Source organism: Legionella sp. km772, assembly GCF_003989735.1.
GTDB lineage: Bacteria > Pseudomonadota > Gammaproteobacteria > Legionellales > Legionellaceae > Legionella.
Window position 1 is genome coordinate 1 of the sequence record NZ_RZGQ01000040.1, and the last position, 19,288, is coordinate 19,288.

The following is a 19,288-nucleotide window of genomic DNA, read 5'->3' on the forward strand; positions in this document are numbered from 1 at the left end:
AAGATAAAAACTCATTTAAATCACTTTGCTATTAAGTACAAATTGATTCTTAGAGCGAACCAGATTGCTTGGCAGGAGCTTAAAAATATGGCAGCTTAAAATTGACCGTGCGTAACATGAGATCATTACGATAGGAAATAAGAATAGGAGAGGGTTTTTGTTGACCATAGAAAGGGCTTTTGCTTAGCGGTTTGTAATTGGGACGCTCTGCATTTGTAGCGAGAGGAAGCAAATCTTTCGGTTCCAAAGCTTCAGGAACGGCAAGTTCTAGGTCCATTAGTTTTTTATGCGCCTCTAATAAGGCAGCTTTAGACCGAGTATTAAATTTATTACCATCCCGTTTGGGATTAGTATAGCCTAACAATTGTCCGATACTTTTATCATCTAATTGGTGCCGCTCTGAATATAAAGCCGCTATTAATCGGCCCTCTTTTGAAAGTTCTTGGGGAATGGATAACTCAAACACCTTTAATAACAAAAAAAACTTAGGCTTATCAACACCTAACAGCTGGGAAAAACATTCTTGTGACTCTGAAAGTTGGCTATATAACTTTGCCATAATCATGATGGGCCTTACAAATTAATTTATTTGCATCAATTATACATAAAAATCTAATTTTGTTCTATAAACCAGCAAGATGCTATTTCAAAGGGCTAAATGACACATTATAAATGTAGGCGAAGGATGAATAGAAAGGCCTGAATAGGGGAGCTATTCAGGCCAGGTACGCGAGGTGAACTCCTATGAGAAACCACTTTCCTTATTTTTCATTGGACTTAATATGCTCTCTTCCATTCGAGCACCCTGAAACTTATCCTTACGTTTCAGTGCAAAATATAAAATAAATTCCAATAGGTGTCAACAAATAATTTCCAATGGAAACCTTTAGTTTCGAAAACAGCAAATAATTGCAGATTTTCTCGCTCTTTGTTAGAATTAATTGCATTAACCTGCCGCGATGATCAGCATTTCTATGGAAAAAATTGACTTAACGAAACAGTTTTCCCACCGTTTACGCGAAGCAATGATTAATGCCGGATTTAATTCTCATCGTTCTTCCTCAGGGGTCTCTATTCAACAATTAGCTGAAATAACTGGGTATTCACTGCAAATTTGCCGAAAATACCTGCGCGGTGAAGCTATTCCTGAACCCTTAAAGCTGGTAGAAATAGCACAGCAACTAAAAGTTTCGGCAGGTTGGCTTTTGTTTGGGGAGGCCTCTATAGAGTCTTATAATAAACGGGATCAAATCACCATTAGTAAAAATTTGCTGCATTATATGTTCAGCAAGGCCGCTTCCCTATATAATGCACCGAATATGGAAAACCAAGTCTCTGATTTTCTCATTGAACTAATTAATGATGTGAGCTTGATTCATGCAACTGAAGAGCAATCTAAAAAAATTATCGATCTAGCTATCGCATCGGTACGGCATTTTAGCCGCTGACATGGAAGTAATGAAACATTATGGAAAAAAGCTGTAAGGATTATGCACCACACCCCCATTTGTTAGAAACTCTTTTTGCTTTTAAAAAGAAGGTCTCAGCCATATTTCGTGATGTTTTAGGAATCTATGAAATTCATCATATATCCATTACGCAAGTAACCTCACAAAAGAAATTTATAAGTTTATCGTCCACCCCAGCCCTGGAATTTAATTTATTTAATAGTGCCTTATGGCGCTATGATCGCAGCTACGATCCGCAGTGGTTTACGCTAAATCGCCATGATTACTGGTCAAATTTGTATGAACCGGCGCGCTATGATGAGTTGTATTACCTAAAACAAATAAAACATGATTATGCATCGGGCATCTCACTCGCTACTAGATTAAATGAGCAAACTTTAATTTACTCTTTAGCCAGTCAAAAATCCTGTCCCAATACCTTAGATGCATTCATTAACCTGCACGAAGATTTTTATAAAATTGGGCACTATTGTTTCAATCTATTAGAGCCACTGTTTCATCAATGTGAAATTTGGAAAGAAAAATAAGCCGCTTATAGGAAAAAAATGAATTATAAAAATAAAGTAATCTTAGGTGGGTTTATCGGTAATGTGGTTGAAGCTTATGATATGTCTATTTGTTATTTCTTATCGAGTGAATTATCACGGGAATTATTAGGCGATACCCAAGGAAAACCTACTGTCATTTTATCACTCATTTTTATCGCTTATTTGGCCAAACCTATGGGTGCCTTTTTATTGGGTTTACTGTCTGATATTTATGGGCGAAAAAATGTATTAATAGGATCTATCCTCGTTATGGGTTTATCCACAGCACTCATTGGCGCTATTCCTAATTATAATAAAATAGGCCTATTAGCGCCGGCTTTTTTACTCTATTGCCGCATTATTCAAAGCATGGCTTTGGGTTCAGAGTTTTTAAATTCCTCATCTCTACTCGTAGAAAGCGGCGATGCACAACAACGTGGGTTTCGAGGATGCTGGTCTTCCGTGGGGGTTAAAGCCGGCTATTTATTTGCCTGTTTGGTCGTCGAAACATTACGCGCCTATACGCAAACCCACCCACAATTTGAGTATTGGCGAATACCCTTTCTGCTAGCCCTTATCACCTCTTTTGCAGGTTATTATATTCGCAGCAAAATGCCTGAAAGCCTCGCTTATATACTTTATTATGCTGATAAAAAGAAGCCCTCTACCCGGATCCTTTACAAAGAGGCGCTTATTTATACAAAGAAACATCCATTTATTGTACATTTCGCATTTTTTACGAGCCTTTTATCAGTTACTAGCGGTTATTTTTTCTACCTTTATATACCCATGCATGCTATTGAATATGCCGAATTACCGCGCTCGTTTATTATGTTATCGACTATGTGTTCCCTATTATTGGTATGCGGATTAATACCCCTGTTTGGTTGGCTTTCCGATAAAAAAGACCGGCTTGTTTTATTAAGTTCGGCCAGTATTGGATTGTTGCTGCTGAGCTATCCTTTTATGCAGGCGATTAACTATGGAAATGGGACCTATTTCTTTTGTATGCAATTATTGATTTCTATTCCCTGCGCTTGTTATTACAGTGTGGCTACTGTGTTATTAACTGAACTCGTCCCCCTACCTATTCGTTGTACCAGCTTATCCCTTATTTATGCCCTAGCCGCCAGTTTAGCCTCAGGGGTACCACCACTTCTTGCCGATTATTTAGTAAGGAGAACCCAATGGTTAAGCGCCCCCAGCCTTATTGTTATTTTTTTAACCCTAATTGTACTTTTCAACGTCCAGCTCTTAGTACATAAACAAAATCAAGGTGAGTTACTCGTTATAAAATAATTCAACTGGGTTCTAACCGTTATAGCGAATTAAGAAAGTGGGCTTTTAGTTGTATCAAAACCACTGTTTAAGCGTCTATTAATTGCGGTGAAATCAACTATCCAAATTATCGATTTTAGATATCTTCTCTAAATTTTTAAACAGCATTTCCCTAAACTCATTCATGGTTTCCTCTTGGAACATGAACTCCTCTTGTTCAGGTTCCACAACCATGTTCACTAAGGCGCTTATACCGTCCAAAGCAGCAGTGACCTCTTGTTGTACGTCTTCGAGATTTTGTTTACGTCCTAAATCTTTATTATCACCATATAATTCGATACTGGCTAATTTTGCTTCGATCTCAGCACGCATCATGCGCAGTTTTTGATCCAGTTTAATTATATGATCACGAGTTTGTTCGTCTACTTTATTAATAAACAACTTCGATTTATCAGGTCCATTACTTGCCATTAACCTCTCCAATTCTCTTTATACTGTATTATATAGATTTTAGTTGAAGCACAAAATTTCGCCATTACTCATAGTATGATATCATTTATTTTTTAATTTCACCTCAAAACTTATCCTATGTTGCTTCATTATTTGTTTATTATGGGTATTTGTGTCGAGGCGATCACTGGCGCCTTGGCGGCTGGACGAAAAAAAATGGATTTTTTTGGGGTCATGTTGATTGCCACCATTACCGCTTTAGGCGGAGGTACGGTAAGGGATGTCCTTTTTGACACCTATCCGCTAACTTGGGTTATCCACCCAGAATATTTACTTTATACCTCATTGTTTGCGTTCATCAGTATTTTTATCGCACATTCGTTAATTAGGATTATGAAGCTTTTTTTAATCCTCGATGCCCTTGGGTTATCAACCTTTGTGATTATAGGCACTCAGAAAGCCTTAGAACATGGGATGTCACCGAGTATCGCTATTATTAGCGGCATGTTAACTGGAATCTGCGGTGGAATGTTAAGGGATATTCTTTGTAATGATATTCCCTTGGTATTAAGGAAAGAATTATATGCAGTAATCGCTTTAGCCGGCTCCCTATTATTTATTGTTTTAACCCATTTTAAAGTACCTGCTAGCCTTAATATTGTGATCGTATTAATTGCTATTTTTACGGCTCGCTTACTCGCTATTTTTTTTCATATCCAAATACCCATTTTTGATTATTCTGAAAGCTTGAAGAAAAGAAAAAGCTAATTGCAATGAATTGGAACTTAAGTGCTGTGCGCAAGGATTGCGCCCTAACACTTTTAATTTAAATGGGCACACCAGTTCAAACTGAGCACCCGTAATACGAGCAGATTAAACTTCTTTAATCTCATGGATAACAATTTCCTCTAATGGCACATCACCATAACTAAAACGTTGTCCGGTTTTTACTTTTACAATGGCATCAACAACATCCATCCCTTCAACCACTTCACCAAAAACACAGTAACCGAAACCTTGCACCGATTCTGCAGTATGGTTTAGGAAATTATTATCCGCGACGTTAATAAAAAATTGAGCTGTCGCTGAATGTGGATCCATAGTTCTTGCCATAGCGATAGTACCGCGTTTATTGGCCTTACCTTGTTTGGCTTCATTTTGAATGGGTTCTTCAGTTTTTTTCTGCTCCATGCTTGCATTTAAGCCGCCGCCTTGGATCATAAAGCCATCAATAACACGGTGAAATATAGTGTCATTATAAAAACCTGAACGTGCATAATTTAAAAAATTCTCAACCGTTTTCGGTGTATTCTCCGTATCTAACTCAATACGGATATCCCCTTTAGATGTACTAATTAAAACCATTGTATTGTCTACCTCTATGGATTGCTGATTAAATGCCGCATTTTATCACAAACATCATGCAAAACATGTATATTGTGGATGCTGGCAAGAGCCGTGAATAAATTGTTTTTTTGTTTAAATAATTGATGCAAATAGGCGCGTGAATAATGTTGGCAGGTATAGCAGCTACAGCCAGGCATAACCGGTGATAAATCATCAGCAAAACACGCTTTTTTTATCTGAATCCGCTCATTTTCATGTTCACTTGCAAAACGTAACCAAGTCCCTTCCTTCACCACCTCGCCGCTATATAAAGCACCATGGCGTGCATTACGAGTAGGGGCGACGCAATCAAACATATCAATGCCTTCAGCGACAACATCTAAAAGATCTTGTGGCGACATGCCTACACCCATAGTATAACGAGGTTTATTTTCGGGCAAAAAAGAGCTTACCCAGCGAATAACCTCAACGGTAGTGGGCATATCAAAACCAACGGTTTCACCGCCAATGGCCACCCCATCAGTATCCATCAGCGTAATAAAATCTGCGCTTTCTTTACGTAAGTCCTCAAAAATCCCCCCCTGAATAATTCCAAATAAGGCTTGAGAATAACCATAACGAGAATTAGGAAATTCGTGATGATAAGCAAGCGATTGTTTTAACCATCGATGGGTACGGGTCATAATATGCGCCACCTCATCTTTAGTGCAGCTATCGGGAGTACATTGATCAAACGCCATAATAATATCAGCACCAATGATCTTTTGGGTTTCCAAAGACATCTCAGGCGTCATGTGAATAAGGCCTTGCTCCCCAGGTAGGCGAAAATGTGCTCCCTCCTCATCAATGGTGCAGATCTCTTTGTTCTTTGACAAGCTAAAAACCTGAAAACCACCACTATCCGTTAACATTGGCCCATGCCAGCCCATAAAATGATGCATGCCGCCGGCCTGCTCAATAGCCCTCATTCCAGGTGCACAAAGCATATGATAAGTGTTACCACCTAAAATAATTTGACTTCCTGCTGCACCTAACTCGGCGGGAGTCATATTATTCACTCCAGCTCTAGTACCAACAGGCATAAAAACTGGGGTAATAAATTCTCCATGGGCAGTAGTGACCCGCGTTATACGGGCTTTATTATGAGGATGCCGATGCAGCACTTCGCAAGAAAAACTATTCATGAATACAAAAATTACTCAAAAGGCAGCAATAATAACTAAGTCAGTCGAGGATTGCTAGTTATTAATCAGGCGATTTCGTACGAAAATATAAATATAAAGTAGCCGAGGCCATAAAAGCAAAATAACAAGCAGCCCAGGCCGCCATAGATAGACCTAAGAAACTCCAAGTAGATTCAGCACAATCACCAGAGCCCCACAATAAAGCACGAGCCACATCTTGCCAAGGAAAATAACGAATAAGTATATCCAAACCAGGCATACAAGCAGGTGCTGAGCCGGCCGGTAGCGACTGTAACCATAATTGTCTTAGGGCGAAGAATAAGCCGGCACAGGCAAAAAAGCATTCTATTAAGCTAAGGACTCGAGCCCGCTTAAGTGTACCGAGGGTTAAACCCATTAAACCTAAGAGCATAAAAACACAGATGCGTTGCATTAAACATAAAGGGCAAGGTTGTAAACCAAGAACGTATTGGGAATATAAAGAAAAAAACAAAACAAATGCGGTGATAAGCACCAAAGTATACTGAATTTGTCTATATTGTATTTTAGTCATGATTAGGCAACATATATTCCACTGCAGATTTAATATCTTCCTCATTACACTCGTAACAAGTTCCCTTAGCCGGCATCGCATTTAAACCTTTGATTGCCGAAGCCACTAACTCCTCTAATTTCTTCCCGGCCAAGCGACTTTCCCATGCTTGCTCATCGTGAAATTTTGGAGCCCCCACCAGACCATCGCGGTGACATACCACACAAAAGCGTTCGTAAATTTTTTTGCCAACTTTTTGTTTTTCCGTACTCTGTTTCTGTGTCTTTACCGTCTCATCTTGCACATGCACCTTCCCCACTGGTTGAATGCGCTGTTCTATTTGCAGCACTTCTGAATTACTTGCCGCATAGATTAAGTTAGAACACAGCCACAAAATCGCCAATAGACTAAGACGCATCGTAAACCTTTTTACATCGCTAAAAATTAATATACTATTCTTTCAGAAAGAGCTTATAAAAGCCAGATTTAATCGCTATTTTGTCGCAAGCAGGAAACTGCCATTCCCCAAAAATCAATGTTATTATTGCTTATCTTTTTTTAAATGTAGCCAATTCAATGAATGCCAGAACCTTACGCATTGCGACCAGACAAAGTCCGCTAGCATTATGGCAGGCCAACCATATTCGCGAACAATTACTCCACCATTGGCCAAATTTATTGGTTGAACTAGTACCGATGTTAACCTCTGGTGATAAATTTCTTAAAGATAAATTGCAGGCAGCAGGAGGGAAAGGCTTATTTGTGAAAGAACTCGAAGAAGCTCTCCTGGATAAACGCGCCGATCTTGCCGTGCATTCCACTAAAGATATGCCAGCCTTTCTCCCTCAAGGCTTAATATTGCCGGTAATTTGTAAACGCGATAATCCATTTGATGCCTTTCTGAGCCCGAATTACCCCGATTTAAACTCCTTACCCACTAAAGCGGTCATTGGTACAGCAAGCTTAAGGCGCCAATCGCAACTATTAGCACACCGCCCCGATCTTCAGATAAAAACCTTAAGGGGGAATATTCAAACGCGCATGGCTAAATTACAAGCCGGTGAGTATGATGCCATTATTCTTGCCGCTGCAGGGTTAGAGCGCATGAATTTACAGCATGTTATTACTGAAGTACTTTCAGAGGATATTATGTTGCCTACTTGCGCGCAAGGCGCCTTATCGATTGAGTGTCGAGAAGAGGATGTGGAGGTACAAAATCTTATTGCTCCTCTTAATGATGCAAACAGCTCTCTTTGCGTCCAAACCGAACGCTTGGTTAATGCCCAATTAGGTGGCAATTGCCATGTCCCTTTGGCGGTATTTTGCACCCATACTGCCAGCAGAGAATTACATCTTCGGGCACGCTTATTAAGTATTGATGGATCTAGCGTATTGCACTTTGAACAAACCGCCCCCCAAGAACACGCAAAAGTCTTAGCACGACAATGCACCGATTCTTTATTAGACCAGGGTGCAGCCTCTTTACTACCTCAAATCCATGATTAAATTAAATGGCCTTCGCATTTTAAATACCCGCCCGAAAGAGCAAGGGAAAATCCTACATGAAGAGATTCACCAGGCGGGAGGGATTTCAATAGATTTCCCCACCTTAGAAATACAAGGAACAAATCCAAACTGGCTAGCTAATTTACCCGATCTCAGCACTATAACTCATGCCATTTTTATCAGCGTGAATGCAGTACATTATTTCTTTAACGAACTACAAAAAAGGCAAATTACCTGGGTAAAAGATATCCATGTTATTGCGATTGGTCAAAGTACGGCCCGAACATTGCAATATAAATATGGTTTAGTCGCTGAAGTCCCTCCAACTCCCGATAGTGAACACCTACTTCAACTCCCAAGTTTAAAAAAATTAGCCCAACAAAGCATCCTCCTCATCAAAGGTAAAGGCGGTCGAACCCTTATTGAAGATTCTTTGTTAAACCAGGGAGTTGATCTGGTTATATTAGCGGTATATCAACGGGTTTTACCGGTAATAAACAATCAATATAGCAATTCTTTATGGCGGGATGACGCTGTGGATATTATACTGTTAACCAGTGAGCAATCGATTCATAATCTGTTTAAATTATTTAGCCAAAAAGCACACGACTGGTTAAAAAATAAACCCTGTTTGGTAATTAGTGAGCGCCTTGCTCAGGCAGCCTCGCAGTTAGGGATGAGCAAAATTATACTAAGCCATCCTAACCAAATACTAAATACGTTATTAGACTATAAGGATTACATCCATGGTGGACAGCAATGAACAAGATCAAACTACTAGCCCCTTACCCACAGAAGAAAAAATTGACCCACCCGAGGTGAGCCCAAACAAACCAAGCTCCTGCCCCGGTATCAATAAATTAACGCTGTTTTTTGCTGCCGCTGCTTTAGCCTTTACTGGATACAATTTTTATTCAAGCCACCAGCTCACTGCTAATTTAACCGCAGAAAAGCGAGAGTTAGTAGCGAAACTACAGCAACTGCAAGAACAGCAAAATTCAGATAAGCAAGCGCTCGAAAAGCAAAATGACGCTTTAAACAATAGCAATCAACAATTAGCCGCGAAAATAAAGGAATTCTCGACTCAAGTCCAAAGCATCCGCCAAAAAGGTAATCAAAGCCAAGATTGGCTCTTACTCAAAGCGCGTTATTATTTAGAATTGGCACAAATAAATGCCCACTGGGCAACCGATATTAACGCGCAATCAACTATCGCCCTCCTCCAACAGGCCGATCTGACTTTAGAACAAATGAATGCAGCAGAACTGTTTAAAATACGCCAAATCATTGCCCAAGAGCTCTTAGAATTAAAATCAGCCCATCATTTAGATCTCCCTGGTTTATTAAGTCAATTGGACGCAATCCAAAGCAGTATTACCCAATTACCTGTACAAAAAACCTTGGCTATTCAAGCTGATTCCGCTACCCAATCGCAACCCCCAGAAGTTAGTGGCTCTTTATGGAAAACACAACTAAATAATAGTTTAGATATGCTGGGAAAATTAGTGGTTATTCGCCGTAATGATGAGGAAATTAAACCCTTGTTATCACCCGTATTTGAATCTTTAATTAAAGAAAGCTTAGAATTAAATATTCAAGAGGCGCAATGGGCGATTCTTAACCAAAACCCGATTGCTTATCAATTAGCTTTAAACCAAGCAATAACGACCTTGCAAAGGGGATTTAATAAACAGACCAAAACTAATAGGCTAATTCAACAACTAAAAGAACTGCAAAAGCTCAATTTAGTTGGTGAAAAAATTGAAGTGGGGAAAGCGCTTCCCCTTATTAATGCCCTTATTGAACAAAGGCAGGTACTTAATCCAGGAAAAACAAATAACCAAGGGGGGCAAGTATAATGATCCGCGCTCTATGTGTTTTTCTTCTTTTATTAGCCTCTGTTTTACTAGGGCTCCAGCTTCACAATGATCCTGGTTATGTATTAATAAGTATTAATCACTGGACTATTGAAACAACGCTATGGTTTGCATTATTTCTGGTTTTATTCGCTTTTATTATAATCCATATCAGTATTCAATTACTCCATAAGTTAGGACAGATGCCGCGCACTATTCACCAATGGAATGCTCGTCGCCTGGCTAATAAAGCTCAAGCCATAACCCGTCAAGGGCTGATTGAATACAGTGAGGGCTATTGGCAAAAGGCCCAAACGCATCTAATCCAAGCCCTTCCCAATACCGACACCCCGCTGCTGAATTATTTAACCGCCGCACGCGCAGCTCAAAAAATGGGGGATAGTCAATTAAGAGATCACTATTTACGTGAAGCGCAACAATCAATGCCTGAAGCTAAAATTGCAGTGGAGCTGACCCAAGCCCAGTTACAACTTGCCAACCAACAATGGGAGCAAGCCCTTGCCACTTTAAGGCACTTGCATGATTTAGCGCCCCGTCACCCCTATGTTTTAAAACTCTTAATTAAACTGTATGAACAAGTGCGTGATTGGCAACAATTGATAACTTTGTTACCCCGTTTGAAAAAACATAATGTCCTTTCCCCCCAAGAGTTAGAAAGTTTGCAACTTACTGTGTATTCTCAAGCGATGCTCGATTTAGAAAAGCAAAGCCAACCGGAAGCCCTTATCAAACTCTTTAATAATTTACCCAAGAATATTAGCTCTAACCCAGATCTTCTTAGTGCTTATGTCGGCTTTTTATTAAGGATAGAAAATTATCAACTCGCGGAGGATGTTCTTAAGCGCCATTTACGCAAAGAGTTTCAGCCCAAACTGGTAGAGCTTTATAGTTTATTACCATGCAATGAAAGCCAATTGACCTTTATAGAATCTTTATTGAAAAAAAATCCGCATTCAGACGCTCTTTATCGGTGTTTAGGCCGTCAGGCTATTGCTCAACATCTTTGGGGAAAGGCCAAACAATATTTAGAGCAAGCTCTAGAGCTTAACCCTACACCAAGTACCTATAATGAGTTAGGTAAATTATATGAACATTTGAACGATAGCGCATTAGCCTGTGATTTTTATAAAAAAGGATTAGCCTTAGCCACCAACTAGGGAAAAGGCTATTCCATAGAAAACAAAACCAAAGCAAGCAACGCAAAAATCATTCCTAAACTTTGTTTTAAGGTTATTCCTTGTTTAAGAAAGACCATACAAAAAATTAAAGTGATCATGGGGTACATCGAGGTAACCAAAACCACTGGCATAGTCGGACCATTTCTTAACGCTAAAATAAAAAAGATACAGGCAATCCCATTGGCTAAACCATTAAGCAAGCCATAAGTACTACCATGTGCGCAAACATCTGGACGAAAATCCAATAAAAATAAGGCAATAAGACCCGAAACTAATACACCGAGACTGGAATAAAAAGTAATCGAAAGGGGATTAATAAAATCTGCAGCACGGGTGCCCCAATAACCCCACGCGCCATAAAGAATTAAGGCGATAACCGAGGGAAAGTACCAAGTACTAAAATTCATTGCACAACCTAATTAAAGTTAATTTCAAAGGGCTAGCTAGCCCGGATAATACCCTAAAAATTGTTCTTTTTGAATTTATCTTACTCCAATACAGGGCAAATGCATCTAAATAGTGCACAGTTAAGCCTGCTATATTGTCAACCTACCGCGCTTTAGGCGATAGCCAAACAATCACGCATGAGAATAGGGACGAGAATTCGCGTATAAATGGAACGCAGACTGTGAGGCACTGACTTTACAATTAGATGCGTTTGCCCTGACTCCTATAGAACAATAATACCGCTTTAGCTTAACATAGGGATAGGGCTAGTCCCTTCATTAACTGCTGGATCGCTAGTTTTGGCAGTAAAAAAGGATTTAATTTCTCGAAGCCAGCGGTCAATAATAGCTAATAAATTGGCAAAAAGAGGCCTTTCCCCGCGAAAAGCCGCCATCAGATCAGGAAAGAGCTCTCCTCTTCCTTCTTTCCAGGCATAATAATCTGCAAATAAATGCCGCTCTCCGCTTAATACCGCTCTTAACTGGGCAAAGGGCACATCATAAATACGAGCCTGACCATCATCAGCAGGGTCATAGCGGTGTTGCACCTTAATACTATGCTTTTTAGCTTTGAAAAAGTTGCTTTGCAATAAGGCGGAAGTATAAATTTTATTTGACCGCTCCTCATAGGATAAAGGAGGTAAATTTAAGGCTCTTCCCACCTCGTAGCTAGGGAGGGCTAACAGCCATTTGTCGACAAAATTTTGAAAAGTATAACTAAAGACCTCCTGTTTTCTGGTCTCGAGTGCAGTCACTAAGATCTTTCTACATTTTTGCCAATCTTTTTGTAAAGCATTAAGGTAATTACTCCACTCCTCTAGTAAAATAACTACTGCAGAAACATCTTCAGCTTTTTTTAATTCATGATATTCATTCAAAAAAAGCTGGGTGGTTTCCTCGATAAAATCGGCATAGAGCTTACTGACCTCCTCTTGGAAAGAAGCTTGGATGGCCATAAGACCTTGTAACTTTTGAATTTCTTGCGCCACATTTCCGGTATCCCCTTTAAAAGGATAATCGGAATCTTGTAGATGCGGTACCATTCTAAATTCACCGGTTTTGCCATTACGAGCCGTCCGTGCAGCAATCTGAATTTCATCTTCAAAAGTAGGCACATACGGCACCAATACTAATAAAGGTTTTTCATTGCTAGAAAAAATATCTTTTCCTCGCCCAAAATTACCCACGGTCGAGACAGTAAGGACATTTTCCTCTCCAGCGTGTTCAATTGCTTCTTTTTTTTCCTCCGAGCTAGATAGAGCATGGATCCACTGCTGTTTTTGCAAGAGATCAGCCACATCAGAATCTTGAGTAAGGGCATTATAGATCGTTTGGCTTTGAATATCGTTTTTACAAATAATTAGGATGGGCCAATTCCGTTTTAGTTTTTCAATAACCAATTTTTTGAGAAATTGAATTTGTTGTTGTTCATCTTTGGCCAACCAAATCGGTTTATCCTCACGCTGTAGCGGCTTATGGCGAGGGGCTACTAAATAATGATAATTTTCATGATTAATGGCCTTATTGAACAAAGGTGCTTCACTGCGAGTCGAACCACTTATGCCATAAAGCTGCCCCTCTCTATACTGGGCTATAAAATTGGTTGTTAAGGAAGAGCGAGCGGTGGCATTTTCCGGAAAAATGACGAAACTGTCTTTCGCTTTCTGGTTTTCTAAAGCACATAAACACTGATGAATACCTTCTCCAAAAGTACTGTCCTCTATGCTACGGCCTTGATCAAGTACCAAAACTTTGCGGGTTAAACGGGTTTTGTTATGTGCATCTACGACGCTAAACATTTTCGCAGGATTATTTTCGGTAACCGCATAATGTTGCTTTTCTTTCATGCGAATAGCTTGGTAGGCACTGTTAAGCCAAGTACTGATTTGCGCCGGCCGCTCTTTTTTTAAGGCTAAAAGGCTTCTATAGTGGGCATCCCCCTCCCACTTTTGCACATAGTGGACAAAAAGCAAAGCCAAGGAATCCAAAGAAAGCCTGTCCTGTTTATTTTGCTCAGCGAGCACCAGTTGTTCCTGCATGAATTTGACTAAATGGGAATAAATCCAGGCGAAGCTTTTTAAGCGCGCCGAAGCCATAGCATAGTTGTAAAGATCTGTCGATTTATTATGGCGAAAAACGTCTTCTTCATCCAAAATAAGACAGCGCTTAGATTTGTTTTCTTGCAAATAGGCGAAGGGCTTTCCCAAAATATCACTTTGATTCCGTAATAAAAATAATTGCCGATCATCAGAAAAATTAATGCCATTTTTTTGATAAAGTTCTGGTGGGGTATTGATAGTTATTAAGCTAGTTAATACGCCTAAGCTGTTAAAAAACGGCGTATAGGTCAGGTAATCCCGTTCCGCTAACTCCATATCACTAGTAATAATATCAACCGTTTTACCTCTTAATGATTGACAAGCTGCAAGAATCATTGCAACCCTAGATTTTCCCTCGCCGGCATCAATCTGACTGATCAATTTAGGGTTGTCGGTAGCCAGCATGGCATACAAAGTCATAACCTGAGTAGTATTTACTTCTTGGCTAATGATTTGCTCAGCATTTTCAGGATGTTTTTGTCCTGTGGTTCGTGCCAGCATCTCTATGCAAAGACATAACAGCGCTTCTTGATGCTCCAACAAAAATTCTGGTTCGGACAAAAGACGTAATTGATTGATTTCTGCCTGCAACTGACTAAGAGACTTTTGCCGATTCTCCTGTAAACGTTTATTAAGGGATTGGGCCAAGGCCTTACTAAAGAGTCCTGGTTCTATACCTTGGTATTTAGTCTTCTGCTCATGAAAATACGACTCTTGAAATGCATAAGACAATTCTCGCCGCCCATAAGGCTCGACACTGTAGGCTCTGTAGCACTCTTTAAAATTATCTGCCTTGATCCATTGATGAATGGTTTTAATATCGGGATAAGGAGGGCTATCTACATGGCTCATTAACATGGAAAAAGCTTTAGGATCAGCACTTAGCGCCCGTAATAAGTCCTCCAAACCGGTAATTGATTTTTGATTACCTAAAAGGTGGGTAATTAAGCTTAACAGAAAGCGCTTTTGAACCGGAACCACTCGTTGTTTAGAGAGCTCGTTCAAATGAGTTATCACTCTATTATTTAGATCGGATGGCAGATGAACGGTCGGGTTAAACTGCCTTATCAGGGCATTAAAGTCTTCCTGGTTTAGTTGGTTTCGCTCAATAATCCCCTGGCTTTTTTGCAGTCCTGCAGCATCCGTTTCTAGATAATTGAAACGATCATTTACTTTATCCCAAGATAAATAAACCGAATGGGGCTTTTTAAATTCAGGAATTGCCTCGAGAGGTAAGAGAATAAACTCGAGCCTCTCTTCCTTTTTAAAAAAACTCCAAAGGGTCGGCAAAACTCCCTGTGTCCGTCGTTTTTTAATTAACTCAAATAAAATGTTATCAAAAGGCTCTGCCAGTTTTAGAGCAGGACTAAGCTTATCCATTAAAGCTGCAAAAAAATTACAATTATCTTGTGTCAATAGATGGGGAGGCTGTAACTGACCTTCTTCATTACTTAATCTATATTCAATTATTTCGTTATTTACTTTCCTCAGATAGGCGCTATTGCTTGCAAGGTCTTGGACAGAAAGCCATGGCTCATTGCCAACAAAAATTTTGTCGACCTGTAAACAAGGATCAAATTTATCCAGTTGCCTCAGCAGCTTCATCAATTGCGAGGGTTTTTCGCAATAATGAGCCAAAAGAGAATAAAAAGTAAGCATATTTTCTTGCGCTGACTCCAAACTATCTTTATCACTTAATGGGCGTTCAGCGGGAGCATATAAAATTTGACTAATCTGCCTTAAATCGCATATCCATTGTTGTGCTTGTTTAAAAGAACAACTGGTTTTCAACAAGGATTTAAGGGTATACAGTAAGTAAGGTTTAGAAATGGCATGGACTTTTGCAATCCTATTAAGAGTATGGATTATCTCCTGGATGTCTTCCTTAAAATGCTCATTTTCCAGATCTTGTTGCGGCGCGGCTAATAAAAGCAAAGCCAAGCCTTCCTCCAAATCCATGGTCTCCAGCGCAAGCTCTCCCTTTTCTTTAAACAGTGCGATCAGAGGTTTTATTTCTTTAATAAAAAAAACAAATTTAGCCAACAGCGCTTCACTGTTAGGCATTTTTACTAAGCACTGTGCAAGTTGGCTAAAGCCGGCAATAGTTCTTTTAGTTTGTATTTGTTTGATTAATTCGATAAGCGATGGCGTATCACTTAAAAAATCCTCTCCTAAAGAGACAAGACTATGGAGAAAAAAATTAAAATCTGCTTCGGGGAGTAGGTATCTTAATTTTGACAACCGCTCATTCAACTCAACAAAGCTACCCAAAAGACTACCCTGTTTCTGCTTCAGTAGGACTTGCAAACGCTCAAGCTCCACTCGCTGCTCGGGTTTAAATTGATACTGTCTTAATTGTTTTTTTTCCTCCTCTGTTAATTCAAAAGCCTGATGCTTAAGGAGTTGTCGTTTGGTGGCAAAGTAGTCGGTAGGAAAATAAGCAGGAAATTCTTTTTCCAAATAATTAATGAGGTTTAATTCGACCGGCTCCTCATCAGCAAATTCTGGCCGTGTTTGACAATCAGTGAATAAATTTGCCAACTGCCGGGGATGCAGCCCAGTATTCCTAAGAGCATCTTTCCAAAAAGACATAGCGCAATTTAACGCTTTTGCATGAAGAAGCTTGTTATCCTCTGCTCTTTTTAAAGTGCTTAAAAATTTAAAGTCATTAACTTGGCTAATATTAAAGGTACTCAAATGAGGAATTATTAGAGCTGCGGCATCGGGATAGCGCGTATGAAGTTCATACTGCAAAAGAGTATACTCTTGAATCGATAAAGGTCTCCACTCCCCATGTTGGCGATAAAAACGCGCGCCTTCGTATAGCGCAGTGGAGTAGGCATCCAATAATTCAGCAAACCGAAAGCGATGCTCATCAATTTTTTTAATTTTCGCATCAGGATTGCGGATATCTTTTAATTCCAGGGAATAAACCGTTTGTAAATCTGCCGCAAATAATTCTTGTTGGATCGCCAAATTAGGATAAATTTTAGCGCTTATGTTCCCATGAATATAATCCGCAACAGCTTTGCCTTCAATAAGTAGACCGGTAGCATACCCCCCTTTTTTCATTAAATAAGGCATATTGTTTTCAAAATCGCTTAGGCTTGTGCATATTTGCTGCCAGGTTTGTAACTCCTCCTCTTCCTCTAAACTCGTCTCAGCTTTGTGGGCCTTTTGAGTAGTGCAAGCAGCCAATAGTTTATACATATTCCAGCGATAAACAGCAAAGGCCTCTTTAAATTTCATATTATGAATACAAGCGATTGCTTTCTTATAAAATTCAATGGAGTTTCTTTTCGGCTGGTAAGCAAGATAACGCCAAAAACTAGCTTCTTCCCTTGTAATCGGAACATAGGATTGTGAACGCGCAAAATCAAAGACTGCCTCCTCCTCCGCCTCGGAAAGAGGATGGGCACTTTGGCCTTTTTTTAAATTATCGGCATCCTGTCCTACTTTTTGCAAAATACTTTGGTAATGAGCTAAGGTCTCAGGAAGAGGCCATTCTTTAAATAAAGCAGGAGCCTCTTTGATTGAACAATACAATTTACTGTTTTTCACATGTAAAAAAAGTTTGTTCTTGAGAGTTTTGATGTCATCTGGTTTGTGGTTTTGTAGTTTTTCTGTTTTTTCGAAATCAATAACATAGCCACCTAGTTGATTGAAATCATTGATCGTACGAAAACCTGTTTTTCCCATTTTCCCTGCATGCAACTCCATTTCAGGCAACAAAAAACCACAGGGATTATCATCACTTAAATAATCAGTTAATGCCCTAATTGACTCATAGCTATTAGATAAAGAAAGTTCACTCAAAGCTTTCCATTGTGCGAGGCGATCCATTTTTTTTAACTGAGGATTGCTCATTACTGTTTCCCACCGCCCTAAAAGCACGATCGGGTTAATATCCGCATTTATCAATGAAGGGCTAAGAAAAAAATCCTCATAGGATAGCCCCATCTCGTGCTCAATTAGGGCAGAAAAGTATTTGAAGGCCGCGCTTAATTCTTCTTTGCTGCAGTAGTTTTTTATTTTAGAAAGAAGTAGTCGGTAGCACTCTTCTTTTTTCCCGGAAAAAAGGACAACCTCCTCTGCATCACCACTGAGTGGTTTCGCATCATCTAAGGTCACCGATAAAGGCATGGGCTCAAGCTTCTGTGCCTCCTTTAATTCTGGACTGTAGTGCAGTACTTCGCATTGTTGGGTAGCTGGATTAGTAATTAAATGAAAGCCTTTAGGCAAATGCTGAAAATCAATACCTTGTTGGAATTTATGCCAATAATGCAGGATTTGCTCACCGGCCGCCTCAGTTAAGTAGTGAACATCCCGATTTTTATAGACCTTATCGTTATCTTTCACCTGCCCCAATAACCGATTCCATAAGTGTTCGGGTTCAGGCACCCCGGGAGTATTTTGCGCAAGCAGACTAAACTCTTCTTCGTTGATAAGATTAAAGAGACCCTCATCCACCCAGTAATGTTCTGTTGATTGATCAACTGAAATAGCCGTTTCATTGACTCTATCGATTACGACTGCGGGCTGCTTTAAGTTGATAATACCTAATTTAGCAAGCGGATTATGCTCTTGTTGAGCTTCCGTTTTTCTAATTAAGGCGATGTTTTTGATTAAAGAAACGGTTCTATAAGCCCTTATCTGCGATTGACCGCTCACCCATCTATATTCAGAAAATCCCATCTTGACCTTAATTTATTCACCAACCCCAAGATGAAGAACACTATATACAAAAATCGCCTATTTTGCAGCTTGCTAATACATAAACATCTGTCAGAATATTAAAATACCCTACCAAGCTATCGAGCTCTTTTAGAGTAATTCTTAGCCATATTCCCAATACAATCGCTAATAACCAGAAGAGTTAGAGCTGGTGGGACATTCCTAGACCATGAGTTAAGCGAGGTTGTTAGCGCACGGCCTATAAGTAAGACAAATTCAGCAGTTTCCGCAATGAGTAAAAGTTAGTAAACAGCGAGTTTATAGAGAAACTTAGAAAGGAAAAAGAATATCAATTGAGCAAACGAGGTTTAAACGCTTTTATTTACAAACAATATGACTCTTCACTCTACGAGGTTTATATTTCATGGTGTCGATTAGCCACTCCAAAGGATATTCCACTTTAACCACCCTGCCATATAATGCATTTGATTCAATTACCGTAGGTTTTTTCCATATGATCCCAGACTCGTACATCATTACATGAGAACCGGCAATGACGAAAACATCCCCCCTCTTCATTTCGCCTGGAGAAATTTCCTCAGTAACTCATGTTACGCACATAAACTTGTAGTTTGACTAAAAAGCATTAGAATTCCGCCCTTAATTTTAGGGAGGGAATTAAATGGATATGCTTGATCTTTATAGTGATTATTTGATTTTC

16 protein-coding genes are annotated in these 19,288 nt (G+C 39.5%); 8 read left to right on the forward strand and 8 right to left on the reverse strand.

The genetic code is table 11. The annotated features are described in order from the left end of the window. Positions 1-79: 79 nt before the first annotated feature. Positions 80-565, reverse strand: a complete 486-nt coding sequence (locus ELY15_RS06350; protein ID WP_127098824.1) for a hypothetical protein — start codon at positions 563-565, stop codon at positions 80-82. A 409-nt stretch (positions 566-974) separates the two neighbouring features. On the opposite strand from ELY15_RS06350, the gene ELY15_RS06355 reads away from it, so the two are divergent. From ELY15_RS06355 to ELY15_RS06365, 3 genes are read left to right on the forward strand one after another with little or no spacing between them, the layout of a single operon-like run. Beyond that, complete coding sequence (locus ELY15_RS06355; RefSeq protein WP_127098825.1) at positions 975-1,448, forward strand: helix-turn-helix domain-containing protein; 474 nt, start codon at positions 975-977, stop codon at positions 1,446-1,448. A 20-nt stretch (positions 1,449-1,468) separates the two neighbouring features. Next, positions 1,469-1,996: a hypothetical protein gene (locus ELY15_RS06360; RefSeq protein WP_127098826.1), complete on the forward strand. Its 528-nt coding sequence runs from the start codon at positions 1,469-1,471 to the stop codon at positions 1,994-1,996. A gap of 18 nt (positions 1,997-2,014) precedes the next feature. Further along, positions 2,015-3,295 carry an MFS transporter gene (locus ELY15_RS06365; protein WP_127098827.1) on the forward strand — a complete coding sequence of 427 codons (1,281 nt, stop codon included), beginning with the start codon at positions 2,015-2,017 and terminating at the stop codon, positions 3,293-3,295. Positions 3,296-3,388: 93 nt separating this feature from the next. Here ELY15_RS06365 and ELY15_RS06370 read toward each other — a convergent pair whose 3' ends face one another. Further along, entirely contained in the window at positions 3,389-3,745 is a 357-nt protein-coding gene (locus ELY15_RS06370) for a hypothetical protein (RefSeq protein ID WP_127098828.1), read from the reverse strand. Between the two features lie 117 nt (positions 3,746-3,862). Here ELY15_RS06370 and ELY15_RS06375 point away from each other — a divergent pair, with 117 nt between their 5' ends. Then, a complete protein-coding gene (locus ELY15_RS06375; protein WP_127098829.1) occupies positions 3,863-4,492 on the forward strand; it encodes a trimeric intracellular cation channel family protein in 630 nt (209 codons plus the stop codon). 105 nt (positions 4,493-4,597) lie between these two features. Here the strand turns inward: ELY15_RS06375 and ELY15_RS06380 are convergent, their stop codons facing one another. From ELY15_RS06380 to ELY15_RS06395, 4 genes are all read right to left on the reverse strand, one after another. After that, positions 4,598-5,089: a peptidylprolyl isomerase gene (locus ELY15_RS06380; protein ID WP_127098830.1), complete on the reverse strand. Its 492-nt coding sequence runs from the start codon at positions 5,087-5,089 to the stop codon at positions 4,598-4,600. A gap of 14 nt (positions 5,090-5,103) precedes the next feature. Continuing rightward, entirely contained in the window at positions 5,104-6,255 is a 1,152-nt protein-coding gene (gene tgt / locus ELY15_RS06385; protein WP_127098831.1) for a tRNA guanosine(34) transglycosylase Tgt, read from the reverse strand. A gap of 61 nt (positions 6,256-6,316) precedes the next feature. Then, positions 6,317-6,808, reverse strand: a complete 492-nt coding sequence (locus ELY15_RS06390; protein WP_127098832.1) for a disulfide bond formation protein B — start codon at positions 6,806-6,808, stop codon at positions 6,317-6,319. Further along, the gene (locus tag ELY15_RS06395; RefSeq protein WP_127098833.1) at positions 6,801-7,205 is read right to left on the reverse strand and encodes a cytochrome c5 family protein; all 405 of its coding nucleotides are present in this window, start codon (positions 7,203-7,205) and stop codon (positions 6,801-6,803) included. Before ELY15_RS06395 ends, ELY15_RS06390 begins: the two co-directional genes overlap by 8 nt. 158 nt (positions 7,206-7,363) lie before the next feature. Between ELY15_RS06395 and hemC the strand changes: the two genes are divergently transcribed. The 4 genes from hemC to ELY15_RS06415 are packed head-to-tail and all read left to right on the forward strand — an operon-like array spanning position 7,364 to position 11,327. Then, positions 7,364-8,293, forward strand: coding sequence for a hydroxymethylbilane synthase (hemC, locus tag ELY15_RS06400; protein WP_127098834.1), 930 nt, complete (start codon positions 7,364-7,366; stop codon positions 8,291-8,293). Next, positions 8,286-9,056 carry a uroporphyrinogen-III synthase gene (locus ELY15_RS06405; RefSeq protein ID WP_127098835.1) on the forward strand — a complete coding sequence of 257 codons (771 nt, stop codon included), beginning with the start codon at positions 8,286-8,288 and terminating at the stop codon, positions 9,054-9,056. The genes hemC and ELY15_RS06405 overlap by 8 nt, the downstream gene beginning before the upstream one ends. Then, positions 9,040-10,152, forward strand: a complete 1,113-nt coding sequence (locus ELY15_RS06410; protein ID WP_127098836.1) for a uroporphyrinogen-III C-methyltransferase — start codon at positions 9,040-9,042, stop codon at positions 10,150-10,152. Before ELY15_RS06405 ends, ELY15_RS06410 begins: the two co-directional genes overlap by 17 nt. Then, a complete protein-coding gene (locus tag ELY15_RS06415) occupies positions 10,152-11,327 on the forward strand; it encodes a heme biosynthesis HemY N-terminal domain-containing protein (RefSeq protein WP_127098837.1) in 1,176 nt (391 codons plus the stop codon). The genes ELY15_RS06410 and ELY15_RS06415 overlap by 1 nt, the downstream gene beginning before the upstream one ends. Positions 11,328-11,335: 8 nt before the next feature. Here the strand turns inward: ELY15_RS06415 and ELY15_RS06420 are convergent, their stop codons facing one another. Both ELY15_RS06420 and ELY15_RS06425 read right to left on the reverse strand, forming a co-directional pair. Then, a complete protein-coding gene (locus ELY15_RS06420) occupies positions 11,336-11,755 on the reverse strand; it encodes an EamA family transporter (protein WP_127098838.1) in 420 nt (139 codons plus the stop codon). A gap of 284 nt (positions 11,756-12,039) precedes the next feature. Beyond that, positions 12,040-18,588 carry a hypothetical protein gene (locus ELY15_RS06425; protein WP_127098839.1) on the reverse strand — a complete coding sequence of 2,183 codons (6,549 nt, stop codon included), beginning with the start codon at positions 18,586-18,588 and terminating at the stop codon, positions 12,040-12,042. Between the last annotated feature and the right edge of the window lie 700 nt (positions 18,589-19,288).